Source organism: Bacillus cereus group sp. BfR-BA-01380 (assembly GCF_022663535.1).
GTDB lineage: Bacteria > Bacillota > Bacilli > Bacillales > Bacillaceae_G > Bacillus_A > Bacillus_A cereus_BB.
Genome location: NZ_JAKUFS010000003.1, coordinates 192,301 through 207,879, shown reverse-complemented (window position 1 = coordinate 207,879; position 15,579 = coordinate 192,301). Strand labels below are relative to the sequence as shown.

The window sequence follows — 15,579 nt, the reverse complement described above, 5'->3', positions numbered from 1 at the left end:
TTCTAGCCGCTGGAGCTGGACAATGCTTTTGCTGAATTTTGAGGTGGGAGTATTACTGCCCGTTAATGCGGGATAAATCCATTTTAATTTTTCGACATATAAGTCACTGCTATGCAGAACACAACATGACCGTTACTTGCTTTCTTCCTTTGTTTTAAACTTTGCATGTGGCAGGAAAAGGCCCTGACCGCTTCTATGCACGGCCAGATGCTCTCGTCCCCCCTCTGAAAAGAAAGGGGTTTTTATGTCGTTTTTTTAACTTGTATATATAGTTATACGTAAAGGAAAAGAGTTAGAGCTATATGTTAGCTTTCTATTCTTTGAAAGGAGAACATGATATGGAGAGAATGCCTAATTGGCTTATGCAACGTGCTTTTTTAACACCGGAGCGCACCGCGATTGAAACGAAGGAAAATACATATACATTTTCACAGCTACATGAGGAAGTGCTTTCTCTTTGTGAGCACCTTGCTTCTTTTCAAGTGAAAAAGGGGACAAAAGTGGCTGTTCTGATGAAAAATAGTATGGAGATGGTGATTGCGATTCATGCTCTTTCTTATATAGGGGCAGTCGCTGTTTTGCTGAATACACGTCTTTCAAGAGAAGAGCTACTTTGGCAAATGGAGGACGCAGAGGTGTCGTGCTTGCTTACAGATGAAGAGTTTGAGGGAGAGCGAGTACCTGTATATTTGTTTACAGAGCTGGCAGCATTGCCGAAAGAAAAGGTAACTGTGCAAAATGAGTTTGTTTTAGAAGAGACGATGACGATCATTTATACGTCAGGTACGACAGGAAAACCAAAAGGCGTGATGCTTACATACGGGAACCATTGGTGGAGTGCAGTTGGTTCTTCGCTGAATGTAGGGCTTCGTGATGATGATTGTTGGTTAGCGTGTTTACCGTTTTTCCATGTGGGCGGGTTATCGCTTTTGATGAAAAATATTATGTATGGTATGAGGGTGTTACTTGTTCCGAAGTATGATCCAGACTTTATTCATGAAGCGCTGCAAACAAGAGGTGTAACGATGATTTCCGTTGTATCTAAAATGTTGACGGATTTATTAGAACGGCTGCAAGAAGACACATATCCAACGTCTCTTCGCTGCGTATTGCTTGGCGGAGGACCGGCACCAAGACCGCTTTTGGAAACGTGCGTTGCCAAAGGAATTCCAGTGTATCAAACGTATGGTATGACGGAAACGTCTTCGCAAATTTGTACGTTGGCAGCTGATTATATGTTAACGAAAGTTGGTTCAGCTGGAAAGCCGTTATTTCCATGTCAGCTTCGCATTGAGCAAGATGGAAGGGAAGCTAGTGTAGGAACTGCCGGGGAAATTGTTGTGAAGGGACCAAATGTAACGGATGGTTACTTTAAGCGTGAAGAGGCGACGAGAGAGAGTATTCACGATGGCTGGTTACATACCGGAGATATTGGTTACTTAGATGAAGAGGGCTTTCTCTATGTACTAGATCGCCGCAGTGATTTAATTATTTCCGGCGGAGAGAATATATACCCAGCGCAAATTGAGGAAGTATTACTTGCACATCCGGCTGTTTCAGAAGTGGGAGTTGTTGGAGCAAGTGATGAGAGATGGGGACAAGTTCCTGTCGCATTCGTTGTGAAATCAGAAGAGGTAACAGCGGAAGAATTAATCGCTTTTTGTGAAGATAAACTTGCACGGTATAAAGTGCCAAAAGGCATTCATTTTCTTTCTGATTTGCCGCGCAATGCTTCTAAAAAATTACTACGCCGTGAATTGCGACAGCTTGCGGAGGAGATGTAAATGCATATTACAAAGGCAATGCTGTATGTAACGGAAATGCCGCTCGTTATTCCGTTTGCCGCAAGTTACGGGACGTATGAAAAACGTGAAAGTATTGTAATAGAACTAATAGATGAAGAGGGGCGAAGCGGCTGGGGTGAAGTGGTCGCTTTTTCGGAGCCTTGGTACACTGAGGAAACAGTCGTAACAGCGTTTCATATGCTGCAAGATTTTTTGTTGCCGGTGTTATTTGAGCAGAAACTTTCCCATCCTTCTGATGTTACGTCTCTTTTTCAACATATAAAACGCAACAATATGGCGAAAGCAGGAATCGAGGGCGCATTATGGGATTTGTATGCAAAACGTGAGAATCAATCGCTTGCCGCGCTGCTTGGCGGTGTAAAACAGGAGATTGAAGTCGGTGTCGTTATTGGCCTTGATACAATTCCTAATATGTTAAAACGGATTGAAACGTACGCTGAAGAAGGGTACAAACGTTTTAAAGTGAAAATCAAACCAGACAATGACTATGCTCTGCTTCACGAAATTCGCAGAACGTTTCCGACGATTCCATTAATGGTAGATGCGAATTCTGCGTATACGTTAGATGATATGAAGCAGTTACGGCGATTGGATGAGTTTGATCTCATGATGATCGAACAGCCGCTAGCAGATAACGACTTTCTTGATCATGCCCGTTTGCAAAAGCAAATGGAAACACCCATTTGCTTAGATGAAAGTATTCATTGTTTAGAAGATGCAAGGGTGGCGATATTACTGGGGAGCTGCCGTATAATCAACATAAAACCTGGACGAGTTGGCGGATTAACAGAATCCATTCGTATTCATGATTATTGTCAGCAACATGGTATTCCAGTTTGGTGCGGTGGGATGGTAGAAATGGGGATTTCCCGTGCGCAAAACATTGCCCTCGCATCGCTGCCAAACTTTACAATTCCCGGTGATATTTCCGCTTCGAGCAGACATTGGAAGCAAGATATTATCTCACCAGAAGTAACGCTGAAAAATGGAAAAATTACAATTCTAGGGCAAGCTGGGTTTGGGTATAACATAAACCGGGTAAGACTAGAAGAGATTACGAAACAATGCATTGTATGTGAGAGGTGAACATATGCAAAAGCATGAACAGGTGCTGCGTCATATACAAAATCGTTTATTGGAAACACCATTTGTAAAAGTGGCGTACATTTTCGGATCTCATGCAAGAAAAGAAGCAACACCTTCTTCGGATTATGATATAGCGATTGAGACAACGTATATTTCAGTAGGTGAGTTTCAATGGCTTTTGTTTCAATTAATGGAAGAGCTAAGCGGAGTGGGAAAAGTAGATGCGGTTCATTTGAATACATTGTCCGATAGCGAGTTGAAGCGTCATATTTTACAAGAAGGCCGGTTGTTTGCACAGCGTATATAAAGTGAAACTTCCGTCAGTGGGGGGCTTACTGCCCACGAATAGCGGGAGAGTGGCGTCATTCATAGCGCCGCTCTTTTTATGTGAAATAGCATGATTAGATGAAAATATTTTCTCTTCCTTTTCAATCTACTGCACTTTTTTGAGCGTTGCCATGTATGGTTCCATTTTCATCTTTTTTCGAAATTCTTCATGGGGATTTTTACTACGAGATCTATTTGGAATCTTATAAGATCTTATGTTAGAACAAGCCTGTTTTTAAAAAGACCAAGCTTCTTATTTTTGTCCGAAACATAGGATAAATGGAATCCACTGAAAGGATCCGATAAAGAAGAAGGATTTTTTGATAAAGGAGGAAAAGAGTAATGGGTGAAAGTTGTGAACACGATCATGGACACGGGTTTCGTCATCACGGCAATGGCTTTGCGCTTGTAATCGTATTGTTTATTTTATTAATCATCATTGGTGCTGCCTGCTTCTGCGGCGGTGGTGGCTATGGCGGCGGCGGCTTTGGCTATGGCGGTTATGGCGGGTTTGGTGGTTGTTGCTAATAGGTTAAAAACTATTGAAAATAGCCTTGTGCTCTGCACAAGGCTATTTTATTCACAGTTTAATATGTTGTGACAATTTTTGAATGTAAAATGAGCGTATAAGGAAAAAGAAGATCATTTCAATTATGCCGAAGAGGCTTAATATTAACAGTTCTTCTTTTATTAACGAGAAAGAGAGCACACTTTGTAAAAATTTAATTGCAAATATTGTATGAATCGAAGCGATCACATAAGGAACGAAAAATAGGATTGCTAATTGAATCGTTGCCGAACGTATCATTTCGGATTTTGTTAAGCCAATTTTTGTAATGGTCTTATATTTTTCGGTTTCTCTAGTGAGATCAGTATACATACGGAAATAAAGAACACTTCCGGCTCCCATGAAGAAAATAATGCCAAGAAATGTACCGATAAAGAAGTTTGAAACGTTCCAGCGCTTATCAACATATAATTCATCACTTGATGTAAAAATTTTGAAAGGTACTTTCTTATCCTGTTCTCCCTGCCGATCTGGATGCGGTAATATACTTTTTGCATCTTCTGTGGTCATACGCAAAATCCGCTTTGTAAGCGGCAATGTATTTTCCCAATCATCCACTTGAAAATTATAAAACGTCATTGGTTCGAGATGTGGAATTTCGTTGTCGACAGCATGATCTTGCAGTACGATTAAGTAAGCAAAAGCGTCCTCCGGTATAATCGGTTTGTTAGCTATTTCTTTTATATGAAATTCTTTTTTATTAGATTGTAACGTAATCGTTGTTTGTTTAAGAAAAGGATTGGTTAATAACTCTAATGGTATCGGTGAATACCTTGGAATAATATATGTTTCATGTTCTGCTAATTGAATTTGAGGACGGTTTAGAAATTTAGCAAGAATGTTATAGTCACTTTGCTTTATAATCCAAATGTCTTCATTAGCAACTTTATCTTTATAAATAATTGCTTTATGCTTTTGGTAAGTAAATTTGTCTGTACGTAATTCGTTTTCTAGTGCTGCAATATGCTTTGTTTCTAATGTATTTCCTTCATAAGATACGTAAGTAAATGGAAAAGGAAATGTCTCTAGTATAGAAGCCTTTGTGTATTTATTAAGAGCATATAATGGTGTAATAATTGTAAAAGTAATTGTAGATAGCATTGTTACTACAAAAAGCATATTAATATTGATGCGGACCCGCGATGCTAAATCAGAGATCCAGAGCATATTCGTTTTTTTCATATAAAAGCGCCGTCGTTTTTTTAATATCCAAATGAAAAGAAAACTAGTTTGGGAGAATAGAAAATACGTCCCAATTGTAACGAGAGGAATAACGGACAGAATAATGAGTAGACCAATCCCGTTTGTTAAACTTGTTTCTGTTATATAACTTTGTGGATATGCCGCAAAAATATAGCCAGAAAATAGACATAGTAAACTAAAAATTGAAATGATAACGGAAGGTGATTTCTCATTCTTTCCGCGAGTTCCTTGTCTTAGAAGGTAAACAATTTTTTGTGTTCGAATTAAAGCAGGTGTAAAGAGTGATACAATTATAAAAAGTATAAGAAATGTCGCGACAGTTGTCCAAATTGCTTTTGAAGGCCAATATAAATAAAGGCCATTAACACCGGAAATTTTTGCTGTAATTAATAAGAAAAAGTTAGAAAATACAAGACCGGCTTGAATGCCGATAAAAATAGCAAGAAGCCCAATAATCATATTTTCTAAAAAAATAAGCCATTTCATTTGCCTGTTTGAAATACCTAAAATAGTTAAAATGCCAAACTGTTTTTTACGTACTCTTACAAATGTTCCAATTGAGTACAATAAAAAGAAAAGAGAAAACAGTACAATTACAACTTGAGTAAACCCAATTAAAGTGAAAAGGGGTCCTGTTTCTTTAAAACTTTTTATGTTTTGCAAACGTGGATGATATCGATACACAGCAAATGAAAAGAACACCGTAATAGAAAATGAGCTGCTTAAAAAATAAGCAAAGTAAGCTCTTGCATTACGAACGACATTCTTTAAAGCAAATTGCCAAAACTTCATCCACGTCTTCCTCCTAGCAATGCTAATACATCTAATATTTCTTGATAAAACTTTTCGCGGTGCAGACCGCGGTGCAGTTCATTATAAAGCTCACCGTCCTTAATAAAAATGATGCGGTTGCAATAACTAGCAGCAAATGGGTCATGTGTCACCATTAAAATTGTCGCTTGTTCTTCTTTATTTAACTTCGTAAATAGTTCCATTACATCAATTGCAGCTTTTGAATCTAAGTTTCCTGTTGGTTCATCAGCAAGCAGTAATGAAGGTTTATGGATGATTGCACGGGCCACTGCGGTACGCTGTGCTTGTCCTCCGGAAACTTCAAAAATTCGTTTATTTAAAATATGATCGATACCAAGTTTGTTTGAAATGGTATCTAGCTTTTCATCCATTTCAGCAAGCGGGACATTATCTAACGTTAAGGGCAAAACGATGTTTTCCCCAATTGTTAATGTGTCTAATAAGTTAAAGCTTTGAAATACAAATCCTAATTCTTGCCGGCGAAAGATAGCTAATTTTTCGCTGCGAAACGTATGAGGCTGCTTTCCGTTAATAAAGACTTCTCCAGCTGTAGGAGAATCAATAGTTGAAATAACATTTAATAAAGTTGATTTCCCGCTTCCAGACGGGCCCATAATCGCAACAAATTCCCCTTTATCTACATGTAAATTAATATTTTTTAAAGCAGTATGAGGGACTTTTCCCTCATACACTTTCGATACATTTCGAATATGCAATACTTCTTTCATATATCAATCACCTTTCTAACGCTATAAATCCATTTTAACTTGTATATATCTTTCTTTATAGTTTAATATGCTGGGACAACTTTTGCATATATAGTGAACGAATTAAAAGGAAAAAGAGAATTTCAACCGTTCCAAAAATGATAAGGACAACACTAACCTCAGTAAACAAAGATAGTTTTATTACGCCTTTCCACATTTTTGCGGCAAACATCGTATGGATGGAAGCCATTATATAGGGCACAAAAAATAAGATAGCAAGCTGAATGGTAGCCGACCGCTTCATTTCTAATTCTGTTAAGCCAATTTTTGTAATCGCAATATACTTGTCTTGTTCATTCGTTAAATCTGTATACATACGGAAGTAAAGCACACTTCCAGCCCCGATAAAGAAGATAACTCCAAGGAACGTACCGATAAAGAAAAAGGAAGCATTTTGTAGTTTCGTTTCATATAGTTGATTGCTTCTTTCGAAAGCTTCATATAAACGTTCTTCAGAATGAATTTGTTTGCGATCTGCATAAAGCTTTTCGATGAATGCGGCTGCTATTGTGTGTGTATTTTCCCAATTTTGTACTTGAAAATTGTATAACGTCATATGTTTCATAGCATGTGATAGCGATTGAACCGTATTGTCGGATAAGACGAGTACATTTGGAATAATCCCAGACGGTATCACGTTTTTATCACTAATACCTTGCACGTGTAATTTCAAGGAATTTGGCGAAAGGATAATCGGCTGTTTTTGGTTTGAGGGGTCCAATTTACCAAACATAAGTTCATAAGAGTACCCGGGTAGTATATATGTTTCATCATCTTTCAAGAAAATCTTTTTATAATGCAATGCAGTAGCTAACTGATTATAATCACTTTGTTTTAATGCATACACTTCACCTTGATAGAGAAAATCTGGACTTTTTTGTAATGATACACCATATAAGTCTACTTTTATTTTTTTGTATTCATATTTCTCATCTTTTAGATGCTGTTCTAACCAATCGATATGATGCGAAGCGAGTGGATTCGCATCATAGGAAAGATAAGTAAATGGAAATGGATTATCATTCACAATTTGTGTCTTTGTAAATTTACCAAAACCATATATGAAGGTAATCATGGTGAAGGCGAGAGTGGACAACATCGTTACTACAAAGAGCATATTAATATTTGTACGAATACGGCTTGCTAAGTCAGAAATCCACAGCATATTAATTCGTTTCATATAAAATTTTCGTCTTCTTTTCAACATATGAATGAGCAGAAAGCTAGTTTGTGAAAAGAAAAAGTATGTCCCAACGGTCACAAGTGTTGGAATGACAAAAATGCTAGAGATAATGTATAGTACACCAATCGTATCACCTAGTGCTATAAAGTACTTTGGGCATCCTGCTAGTGTGTACCCAGAAAGTAAGCATAAAATGCCAAACAAGGAAATGATTATGGATGGTTTCTTTTCTTTTTGATTTATTTTTCCTTCTTTTAAAAGACGTACAGCTTTTCTCGTTCGAATTAAAACAGGGGTGAAAGCTGATACGAAGATAAAGAGTCCAAGAAAGATTGACGTTGTTAACAGAATTGCACCTTTTGGAAAATATAAATATAATCCGGGCATGTGCGTAATTTTTGCTGTAACTAATAAGAAAAGTTGTGAAAAGACAATCCCAACTTGAATTCCGATAAAAATAGAAAGAAGTCCAATTAACAGATTCTCAATGAAAATGAGTCGTTTTAATTGCTTTTTTGATATCCCTAAAACAGTTAAAACGCCAAATTGTTTCTTTCGAACCTTTAAAAACGTACCGGTAGAATATAGTAAAAAGAAAAATGAAAAGAATACAATAACACCCTCAGATACCCTCATTAAGGTGTCGATACCGGAAGTTGTGTCAGTATTTTGCAAACGAGGATGAAATAAATACACGGCAAATGAAAAGAAAATTGCAATGGAAAAGGAACTGCTTAAAAAGTAGGCAAAATAAGCACGTGAGTTACGCGTTACGTTCTTAAATGCAAATTGCCAAAATGTCATATTTTTATCCTCTCAGTCTAAAATCATTCTTATATGTTGCAAAAGTGTATGAGGAAAGGATTCCTCATACACTTTGTCATAGAATTTCTATAAGTTATATACATTCATTTTGATTTTTCAACATATAAGTCACTGCTATACAGATCAAAAGATGACCGCTACTTGCTTTCTCCCTTTGTATTAAACCTTGCACGTGGCAGGAAAAGGCCCTGACCGCTTCTACGCATGGCCAGATGCTCTCGCCCGTCTAAAAAGAAAGGGAGTTTTAGGTCAGTTTGTTAACTTGTCTTTCTATAAGCTAACCTTCATCTGTTTTGTTTATAGCATTATGGAAAATAATTTTGATACTTGTACCTTTGCTAACTTCAGAGTCTAGTTTGACAGAATGACCTAAATAGGAACAAATTTTGCTCACAATATATAAGCCCATACCGGTAGACTCTCCAAACATTCGTCCATTTTTTCCTGTATAAAATGGTTCAAATACACGGCGAATATCTTCTTGCGGAATACCGACACCTTCATCACGCACTTCTAAAATAATATCTTTCCCGTTTTGAACAGCAGATAAGAATACTTTTTTTCCTCTTTCTCCTGAATATCGAACCGCATTTGTCATTAACTGATAAATAATGAATTTCAGCCACTTTGCATCAGAAGCAACCATTAAATCAGAATGCACTTCTAAAACAGGAAAGACACCGTTCCGAATAAACAGCTCTTTTAAGCTATTTATATTTTTTGTGACTGCGTCTTTTAAAGAAATGGTTTCGACATGAAAGTCTTCATGGAAATTATTTAACCGTGCCATATATAATGCCATATCTAGCCCTTGATTTAATTTTTCTAGCTCTTGTTTAAATTTTGGAATAAGATGCTCATCTTCCATTTCAAACAACATTAACTGCATAACAGAAACTGGCGTTTTCATTTGATGTACCCATTGGTTAATAAACATTTGATGCTCTTGCTGTTTTACTTCATATGCTTGCAATTCTTTTTGAAATAGACGATATTGCGTGCGAACAAGCTCATTTACGCCATGCGGCATAGGGGCAGTTGCTCGCTCAATGAACGCATCTTCTATTTTGTCAGGCAGTTCACTTAGTCGTTTGTATAATCTGCGATTTCGCACGTAGCGATAAGCGAGAAAACAAATGAATAGATACATACTTAGTACAATAAAATAAAATTTATTGTTTTTAAATCCATCAACGGAATCATACAAAACGAAGATGACACCAAAGTTTAAAATATAAAGAAGTAAAAAGCCAGTGTGGTCACGTAAAAATAACTTCATTCTTTATTCACTCCAAGTTGCGTTTAACCGATAGCCTAAGCCGCGTACAGTCTCGATCGCATTTTCAATTCCAAGCTCAGTGAACTTTTTACGAAGACGTGTAATATTTACGTTTAATGTATTTTCTTCGACAAAGCTTTCATCATCCCAAAGTGCAGATAACAAATCTTCTCGGCCTGCTGTACGAGGGTGTTTAGAAAGAAGCATCTCTGCTAGAATTGCCTCTTTTTTTGTGAGTAATACGTGCTCATTCTTAAAATGAAGTTCTGGTCGTTCAGGATATAGTTTTAATCCTTCTACTTCAACAATACGTTCTGTCATACTTGGTGCATAGTCACCGTAAATGCGGCGTAATTGACCTTTAATCTTTGCCATCACTACATCATAGTGGAATGGCTTTGTAATATAATCATCAGCACCGCTTTCGATTGCCATAATTTGTTCCATTTCACCAGCGCGAGCAGAAATGAAAATAATTGGGCAAGTAGATTCATGACGAATTTGACGGCACCAGTAGAAACCATCAAACTTCGGTAAATTTACATCTAATAAAACAAGATGTGGTTTTGTATGATTAAATGAAGCCATAATATCATCAAAGTTATCTGCAACAACTGCTTCATAACCGTATTTTTGAATGTGAGATTGTAGTAAAGATGAAATACTTGGATCGTCTTCTATAATTAAAATCTTGTACATACGTAAATGCCTCCTCTAACTTTGTGTATATATAGTGTAACATTTGTTTTCTTCGTTTTCATTATGTTGGCGATACCCCATGTATAAATTTTCTCAACGTAAAGATTACATATATTTCTAATGAATATATTCAAAAACATAAACCATTAATTTACAATTAGTTATGAATTGTACAACAAGATGAAATGTCTTAACAATATTTTATAGTAGAGGAGTCTATAAATGAAAAAAATATTTTCCTTCTTGATGGTTGTATCGGTGTGTATATTTGTATCTGCGTGTTCCAGTCAAACAAAATCAGAGACAGAAATGAAATCTGACAGTGGAAAAAATTCCACAACGTCTCAACCGAATGTAAAAGTTAAGCCTTATAAAGAACCATTAACTCAAGTAGGAGATAAGGCACAGCATCCACTTGGAATGTTTGTCTTGAACCAATTGAGTGAACCAAATACGACTATTGAACTGGGGCCACTCACTATCAAAGTGGAGCGAATTAAAATCGTACGGAGCACAGAAGTAAGTGATATCGGAAAGTATAATTTAGAAGAACGAGGATTGAATAAAGAGGAAATGAATGCAATTCAACTAACAACCACTTTAGAAAATACTTCGGATCAACCGCTCGATTTGGGGAAAGGTCCTATAAAAACACTAGTTTTAAGTAACGGAGAACAAGTAGATGTGTATAAAATGGATGCAGATTCGAAAGATCGGAGCTTAAAGGCAAGAGAAAAAATGAAATTTACGTTAATCTGTTTTCTATCTCAAGCTCCGAAAGATCTAAAAGATGTAAAAGTGACTACAGATGTAGTGCGAGATAAAACGACCAATAATGAGGTAAGCGCTCTGAAAACTGTAGAAATTAAAATGTGAGTAAAAAAGGATGAACCAAGCCTACATAGCTTGGTCCATCCCTTTTTTATTATTTTATAATTAAAATGAACAGTAACTAACAACTGGACCAGATGAACCAGTTTTAATAAAATAATCAGGAGCATAACCTATATTTAGATCACCGCGCCAATAATCATCATTTACCAAATCCCAAATTTTACTTCCATAGTAGGATTCACCATTAACATAGCAGTATAAAAAGAGGCTGTGCCCATCTGGAATATCTGTTTCAGCCCGGTCACCTTTTATTGTTGGGGTCGTACGAAGATCCAAACCTGCACCACCAGTTTTTTGAACTGGATAGAATCCCTGAGCATGGGAGACATCCTGATTTGCAAATAAAACAGAACCAGCTACTGCTATTGAAGCTATTGAAAATGCAATCTTTTTAAACATGTCTTACCTCCTAATATATTTTTGGTTAGTTTAGTAGGGGATTCCCCCCTCATGCCTATCAAACTAAGATAGGTAAATATGTAATCTTTCTTGGTAAGCATGAGGGAGTGCCCCCTAAAAATATATGACTCTACTATAAAATACATATAAAAAATGGTAAAAACAACAATAAAAGTAATATTTTGTTATTTCTCAACTTTAATTTTTATTTACATAACATGAATAAAGACTTGAAGGATTTATTTATTATTCTCAAACCAGTTCTTAAATGTTTCTCGAGATTGTTCCCCTAAAACTCGATTTACTTCTTTTCCATCTTTATAAGAAATAATTGTAGGTGTCCCTTTTATTTGAAACATATTCCAACCGTTTGGATAATCTTCTAAATTCATAACTTGCATATCAATATTCATGCTTTTAGCCAAAGGAACTACAATTGGGGAAATTTTTGAGCAATGAGGACATGCTGGCTTGTAAAAATAAACAAATTTTGCTTTGTGATTCGAAATATCTTGTTGTAATTGTTCTGGTGTAATTTGATTTTCATAATAATTAATTGTTTCTACACTTGTTGTTTTCTCGCTGTTTGTTTCCTTATTTGTGAGAAAGGTAATCACTACAAGTATCGAGAGGATCGTGATCGCAAAAATAAGCATTTTTTTCATATACTTTGTCTCTCCCCTATTTCATTTAATAAATTGAAGTTTCTGGTATAACGAGAATTTATCCCGCATTAACGGGCAGTAATACTCCCACCTCAAAATTCGGCGAAAGCATTGTCCAGCTCCAGCGGCTAGAATCTCCGGCCGTTTCGCCCCCTCGGACGAGGCAAAAAGCGCCTCTCTGTCAGTGGCTCCAACGTCCTGCGATTCTGAACGAGCCGCTTCCGCTTTTCTTAAAAAGTTAGGTGGGAGATAAACTGCCCGTAAAAGCCCGATTGGTTAGGGCTGATAATCAGTGGGGGATGAAGAAAACCCCCACTGATTAAAGTTTCACTTTATAATTACAATGACGAGTTTAAAAGTTATTATAAATTATTGATTGATTATTTCGAATAGTTTTTATGGAAGATTTCCGGGATTGATATTGAGAAAATTTTCCTTTGTGGTACTTTAACATATTAGTTTGCTAGGCATTCAAGCAATTGACAAATGTAAGAAATGAATTTAATATTTAGATAAATATCTAAATGTCTAATTAACGGAAGGAAGAAAGACATTGAATCAAGCATTTAAAGCGTTAGCAGATCCAACAAGGCGCAAAATTTTAGACTTATTAAAAGAAGGCGACTTAACAGCAGGAGAAATTGCCGATCACTTCAACATGACAAAGCCGAGTATCTCTCATCACTTAAATGCGCTTAAAAACGCAGAGCTTATTCAAGATGAGAAAAAAGGACAGTTTGTTGTGTATTCATTAAACACGACTGTGTTTCAAGATTTATTAACGTGGGTGTTTACGTTTACGGATAGGGAAGAATAGAGGGGGGATGCAAAGTGAGGAAGCATATCGTTCCATGGCTGTTCATTTTCACAATCGTAATTGGCTGGTATATTGCCTGGCCGCATTTACCAGAGCAAATTCCAAGGCATTATAATACAGAAGGAGAAGTGGACGGATATTTTTCTAAAGTAAGCATAATATCTTTTTCGATGGGGAGTATGATTTTTTTCTATATTGTTTGGATTTTCATAAGAAGAATTGATTTAACAAAAGGAGAGTATAAATACTTTGCGAAGGCTCTTTTCAAGATTAATTATATGATTTTTATTACTATATTCGGATCTAATATATTAGGTATACTTTATTCAGTGGGCTATGATGTGAAAGGTTCGGTAATGTTCAATTTTGCACTTGGTACGCTATCGATTATAGTAGGGAACTACATGCAGCAAGCGAAAACGAATTACTTAATCGGGATTCGCACGTCTTGGGCATTAGAGAATACAGAAGTATGGCGCAAAACACATCGATTTGCTTCGAAATCAATGGTAATCGCAGGCTTCTTAGTGTATGCTGCGGCGCTTTTCAAAGACCCTGTTAATATATTTATTGGAGCGGGAATTGTATTGTTAGGCATCATAATCCCGGCGATAAAATCACATTCTATTTATAAAAAAGAAGTAGGATTAGAAGGAAAATCATAAAAGTATGGTAGAGGAGAAGAAACAAAATGAAGAAACACATTTTTGCCATTATACTTATTAGCATAACAATATTTGCTTGGATTATTTCTTGGCCACATCTTCCGGATACAATCGCTACGCATTGGAGCGGTAACACTCCAGATGGTTATTCCTCTAAATTAACTGGGATGTTGTTGATGGTTGGAATTATGATTGGAACTTATATATTGCTCAATGTTGTTCCAAAGATTGATCCAAAGAGAGAGAATTATAAAAAATTCTCGAAAAGTTTTGCAATGATCACTTACAGTGTCCTCGTTGTATTGTTCATCGTGAACATAGATATTATTGCAAGCGGACTCGGCTATGATTTACGGATAAATCGTTTTTCAGGATTGCTAGTTGGCGTTTTATTTTTAGTGATAGGCAACTATTTACCGCAATGTAAACCAAACTATTTCATCGGCATTCGTACTCCGTGGACATTAAGCAATGAAGAAGTATGGCGTAAAACCCACCGTTTTAGCGGGAAAGTATTTATGATTTTAGGGATTATCATGTGCGGAAGTATTTTTGCTCCTGTTACTTGGGGATCATATATCATACTGACTGTTGTTTTAGGCGGTGTGGTCATCACAATGCTGTATTCTTATCTTGCTTATAAGAAAGAGATGGGCGTATAGAATAAAGAAGTATTTTGATAATAACGTAAAACAAGGAAAGAGAGTAGCTTTCCTTGTTTTTATATTTAAAGGATTTTCACCTGAACAGATATATGTTGTTTCCTACGTTTTTGCCAACCCCTCGATTACTCACCATCACATAACACACGCGTCTACATGGGTAAGTCCCCAATCACAAATCATTTCGAGTAAAGGAATAAGAGACGCTGTTACTGCCCCATTACGAACAGAACTAATCAATCACAATACATCATCTCAATTTTCTTTTATTTTTTTACATGAATTATCCCGCAAATCATAAATTCCAGATGTGGTTGTTTTGTGGGCTTGTTAAAAGTATAAATTTTAATATGAAATATTTTATATTAAAATTTACTGATAAATACATGTGCGCTTACTATAATAAAAGCATAAAGACGTAACACATCTTAATATTTAAAAGAGGAGGAAGTCATATGGCAATCGCAATGGCAGTTTTAAAATTTATCGGTGGATTACTTCCATTCGTACAAGAGCTTTTAAAAGCATTTATGTAAGTTCATTATTTAGCAATTATGTATAACAATTATTATACAAATGACCTGTATATCAAAGATGAATTGGTGTGCAGGTCATTTGTGTGAGCAAAGTTCATTATCGTAATGTAAAACAGGAGCGATTAGAGTGCCAATTATATGGAACGCTAATCGCTATTTTTCTGTGCTCCTCTACCATGTTTAAAATGCGTCAACTTCTTTTGAAAAAGAGAATGAAACGAATATAAAGCGATTGGAATGATTCAAGATTATGTACATCTGTTGTATCAAGCTATACAGCAAGCATAAGGCATGAAAAAAGTTCTGTTTTAAAAGAGTGTTTCTCCTAATGTATATAGATAAAATATTATATTGTAATAATAATATGAAGGGCACGATTATCATAT

15 protein-coding genes and 2 pseudogenes are annotated in these 15,579 nt (G+C 36.2%); 10 read left to right on the top strand and 7 right to left on the bottom strand.

Annotated features, from left to right (window positions below):
- Window positions 1-338: 338 nt before the first annotated feature.
- The 4 genes from MR076_RS04370 (at window position 339) to MR076_RS04355 (ending at window position 3,746) form a co-directional block, all read left to right on the top strand.
- Window positions 339-1,784, top strand: coding sequence for an o-succinylbenzoate--CoA ligase (locus MR076_RS04370; protein WP_242218044.1), 1,446 nt, complete (start codon window positions 339-341; stop codon window positions 1,782-1,784).
- Window positions 1,785-2,891 (top strand): o-succinylbenzoate synthase, encoded by a 1,107-nt coding sequence (gene menC, locus MR076_RS04365; protein WP_242218042.1) that lies wholly within the window; start codon window positions 1,785-1,787, stop codon window positions 2,889-2,891.
- A gap of 4 nt (window positions 2,892-2,895) precedes the next feature.
- Window positions 2,896-3,198, top strand: coding sequence for a nucleotidyltransferase family protein (locus MR076_RS04360; protein WP_242218038.1), 303 nt, complete (start codon window positions 2,896-2,898; stop codon window positions 3,196-3,198).
- Window positions 3,199-3,560: 362 nt separating this feature from the next.
- Complete coding sequence (locus tag MR076_RS04355; protein WP_242218036.1) at window positions 3,561-3,746, top strand: YjcZ family sporulation protein; 186 nt, start codon at window positions 3,561-3,563, stop codon at window positions 3,744-3,746.
- A gap of 52 nt (window positions 3,747-3,798) precedes the next feature.
- On the opposite strand, the gene MR076_RS04350 is transcribed toward MR076_RS04355, so the two are convergent.
- The 5 genes from MR076_RS04350 to MR076_RS04330 form a co-directional block, all read right to left on the bottom strand.
- On the bottom strand, window positions 3,799-5,781 hold the full coding sequence (locus MR076_RS04350; RefSeq protein WP_242218034.1) for an FtsX-like permease family protein: 1,983 nt from the start codon (window positions 5,779-5,781) through the stop codon (window positions 3,799-3,801).
- The gene (locus MR076_RS04345; RefSeq protein WP_242218032.1) at window positions 5,778-6,530 is read right to left on the bottom strand and encodes an ABC transporter ATP-binding protein; all 753 of its coding nucleotides are present in this window, start codon (window positions 6,528-6,530) and stop codon (window positions 5,778-5,780) included. Before MR076_RS04345 ends, MR076_RS04350 begins: the two co-directional genes overlap by 4 nt.
- 55 nt (window positions 6,531-6,585) lie before the next feature.
- On the bottom strand, window positions 6,586-8,556 hold the full coding sequence (locus MR076_RS04340) for an FtsX-like permease family protein (RefSeq protein ID WP_242218030.1): 1,971 nt from the start codon (window positions 8,554-8,556) through the stop codon (window positions 6,586-6,588).
- A gap of 298 nt (window positions 8,557-8,854) precedes the next feature.
- Window positions 8,855-9,856 (bottom strand): sensor histidine kinase, encoded by a 1,002-nt coding sequence (locus MR076_RS04335; RefSeq protein WP_242218027.1) that lies wholly within the window; start codon window positions 9,854-9,856, stop codon window positions 8,855-8,857.
- Between the two features lie 3 nt (window positions 9,857-9,859).
- A complete protein-coding gene (locus MR076_RS04330; protein ID WP_242218025.1) occupies window positions 9,860-10,555 on the bottom strand; it encodes a response regulator transcription factor in 696 nt (231 codons plus the stop codon).
- 222 nt (window positions 10,556-10,777) lie between these two features.
- Between MR076_RS04330 and MR076_RS04325 the strand changes: the two genes are divergently transcribed.
- Window positions 10,778-11,431 carry a hypothetical protein gene (locus MR076_RS04325; protein WP_242218024.1) on the top strand — a complete coding sequence of 218 codons (654 nt, stop codon included), beginning with the start codon at window positions 10,778-10,780 and terminating at the stop codon, window positions 11,429-11,431.
- Between the two features lie 60 nt (window positions 11,432-11,491).
- Here the strand turns inward: MR076_RS04325 and MR076_RS04320 are convergent, their stop codons facing one another.
- Together MR076_RS04320 and MR076_RS04315 are read right to left on the bottom strand one after the other, a co-directional pair.
- Window positions 11,492-11,848, bottom strand: coding sequence for a hypothetical protein (locus tag MR076_RS04320; RefSeq protein ID WP_242218020.1), 357 nt, complete (start codon window positions 11,846-11,848; stop codon window positions 11,492-11,494).
- Window positions 11,849-12,087: 239 nt separating this feature from the next.
- Entirely contained in the window at window positions 12,088-12,513 is a 426-nt protein-coding gene (locus MR076_RS04315) for a thioredoxin family protein (RefSeq protein WP_242218018.1), read from the bottom strand.
- Window positions 12,514-13,066: 553 nt separating this feature from the next.
- On the opposite strand from MR076_RS04315, the gene MR076_RS04310 reads away from it, so the two are divergent.
- The 5 genes and pseudogenes from MR076_RS04310 to MR076_RS04295 form a co-directional block, all read left to right on the top strand.
- Entirely contained in the window at window positions 13,067-13,330 is a 264-nt protein-coding gene (locus MR076_RS04310; protein ID WP_242218015.1) for an autorepressor SdpR family transcription factor, read from the top strand.
- Between the two features lie 14 nt (window positions 13,331-13,344).
- On the top strand, window positions 13,345-13,995 hold the full coding sequence (locus MR076_RS04305) for an SdpI family protein (protein ID WP_242218013.1): 651 nt from the start codon (window positions 13,345-13,347) through the stop codon (window positions 13,993-13,995).
- 26 nt (window positions 13,996-14,021) lie between these two features.
- A complete protein-coding gene (locus tag MR076_RS04300; RefSeq protein WP_242218011.1) occupies window positions 14,022-14,657 on the top strand; it encodes an SdpI family protein in 636 nt (211 codons plus the stop codon).
- A 350-nt stretch (window positions 14,658-15,007) separates the two neighbouring features.
- A pseudogene (locus MR076_RS26505) lies at window positions 15,008-15,193 on the top strand (hypothetical protein).
- Window positions 15,194-15,288: 95 nt separating this feature from the next.
- Window positions 15,289-15,475, top strand: a pseudogene (locus MR076_RS04295) (IS4 family transposase); the annotation flags it as partial.
- Window positions 15,476-15,579 lie beyond the last annotated feature (104 nt).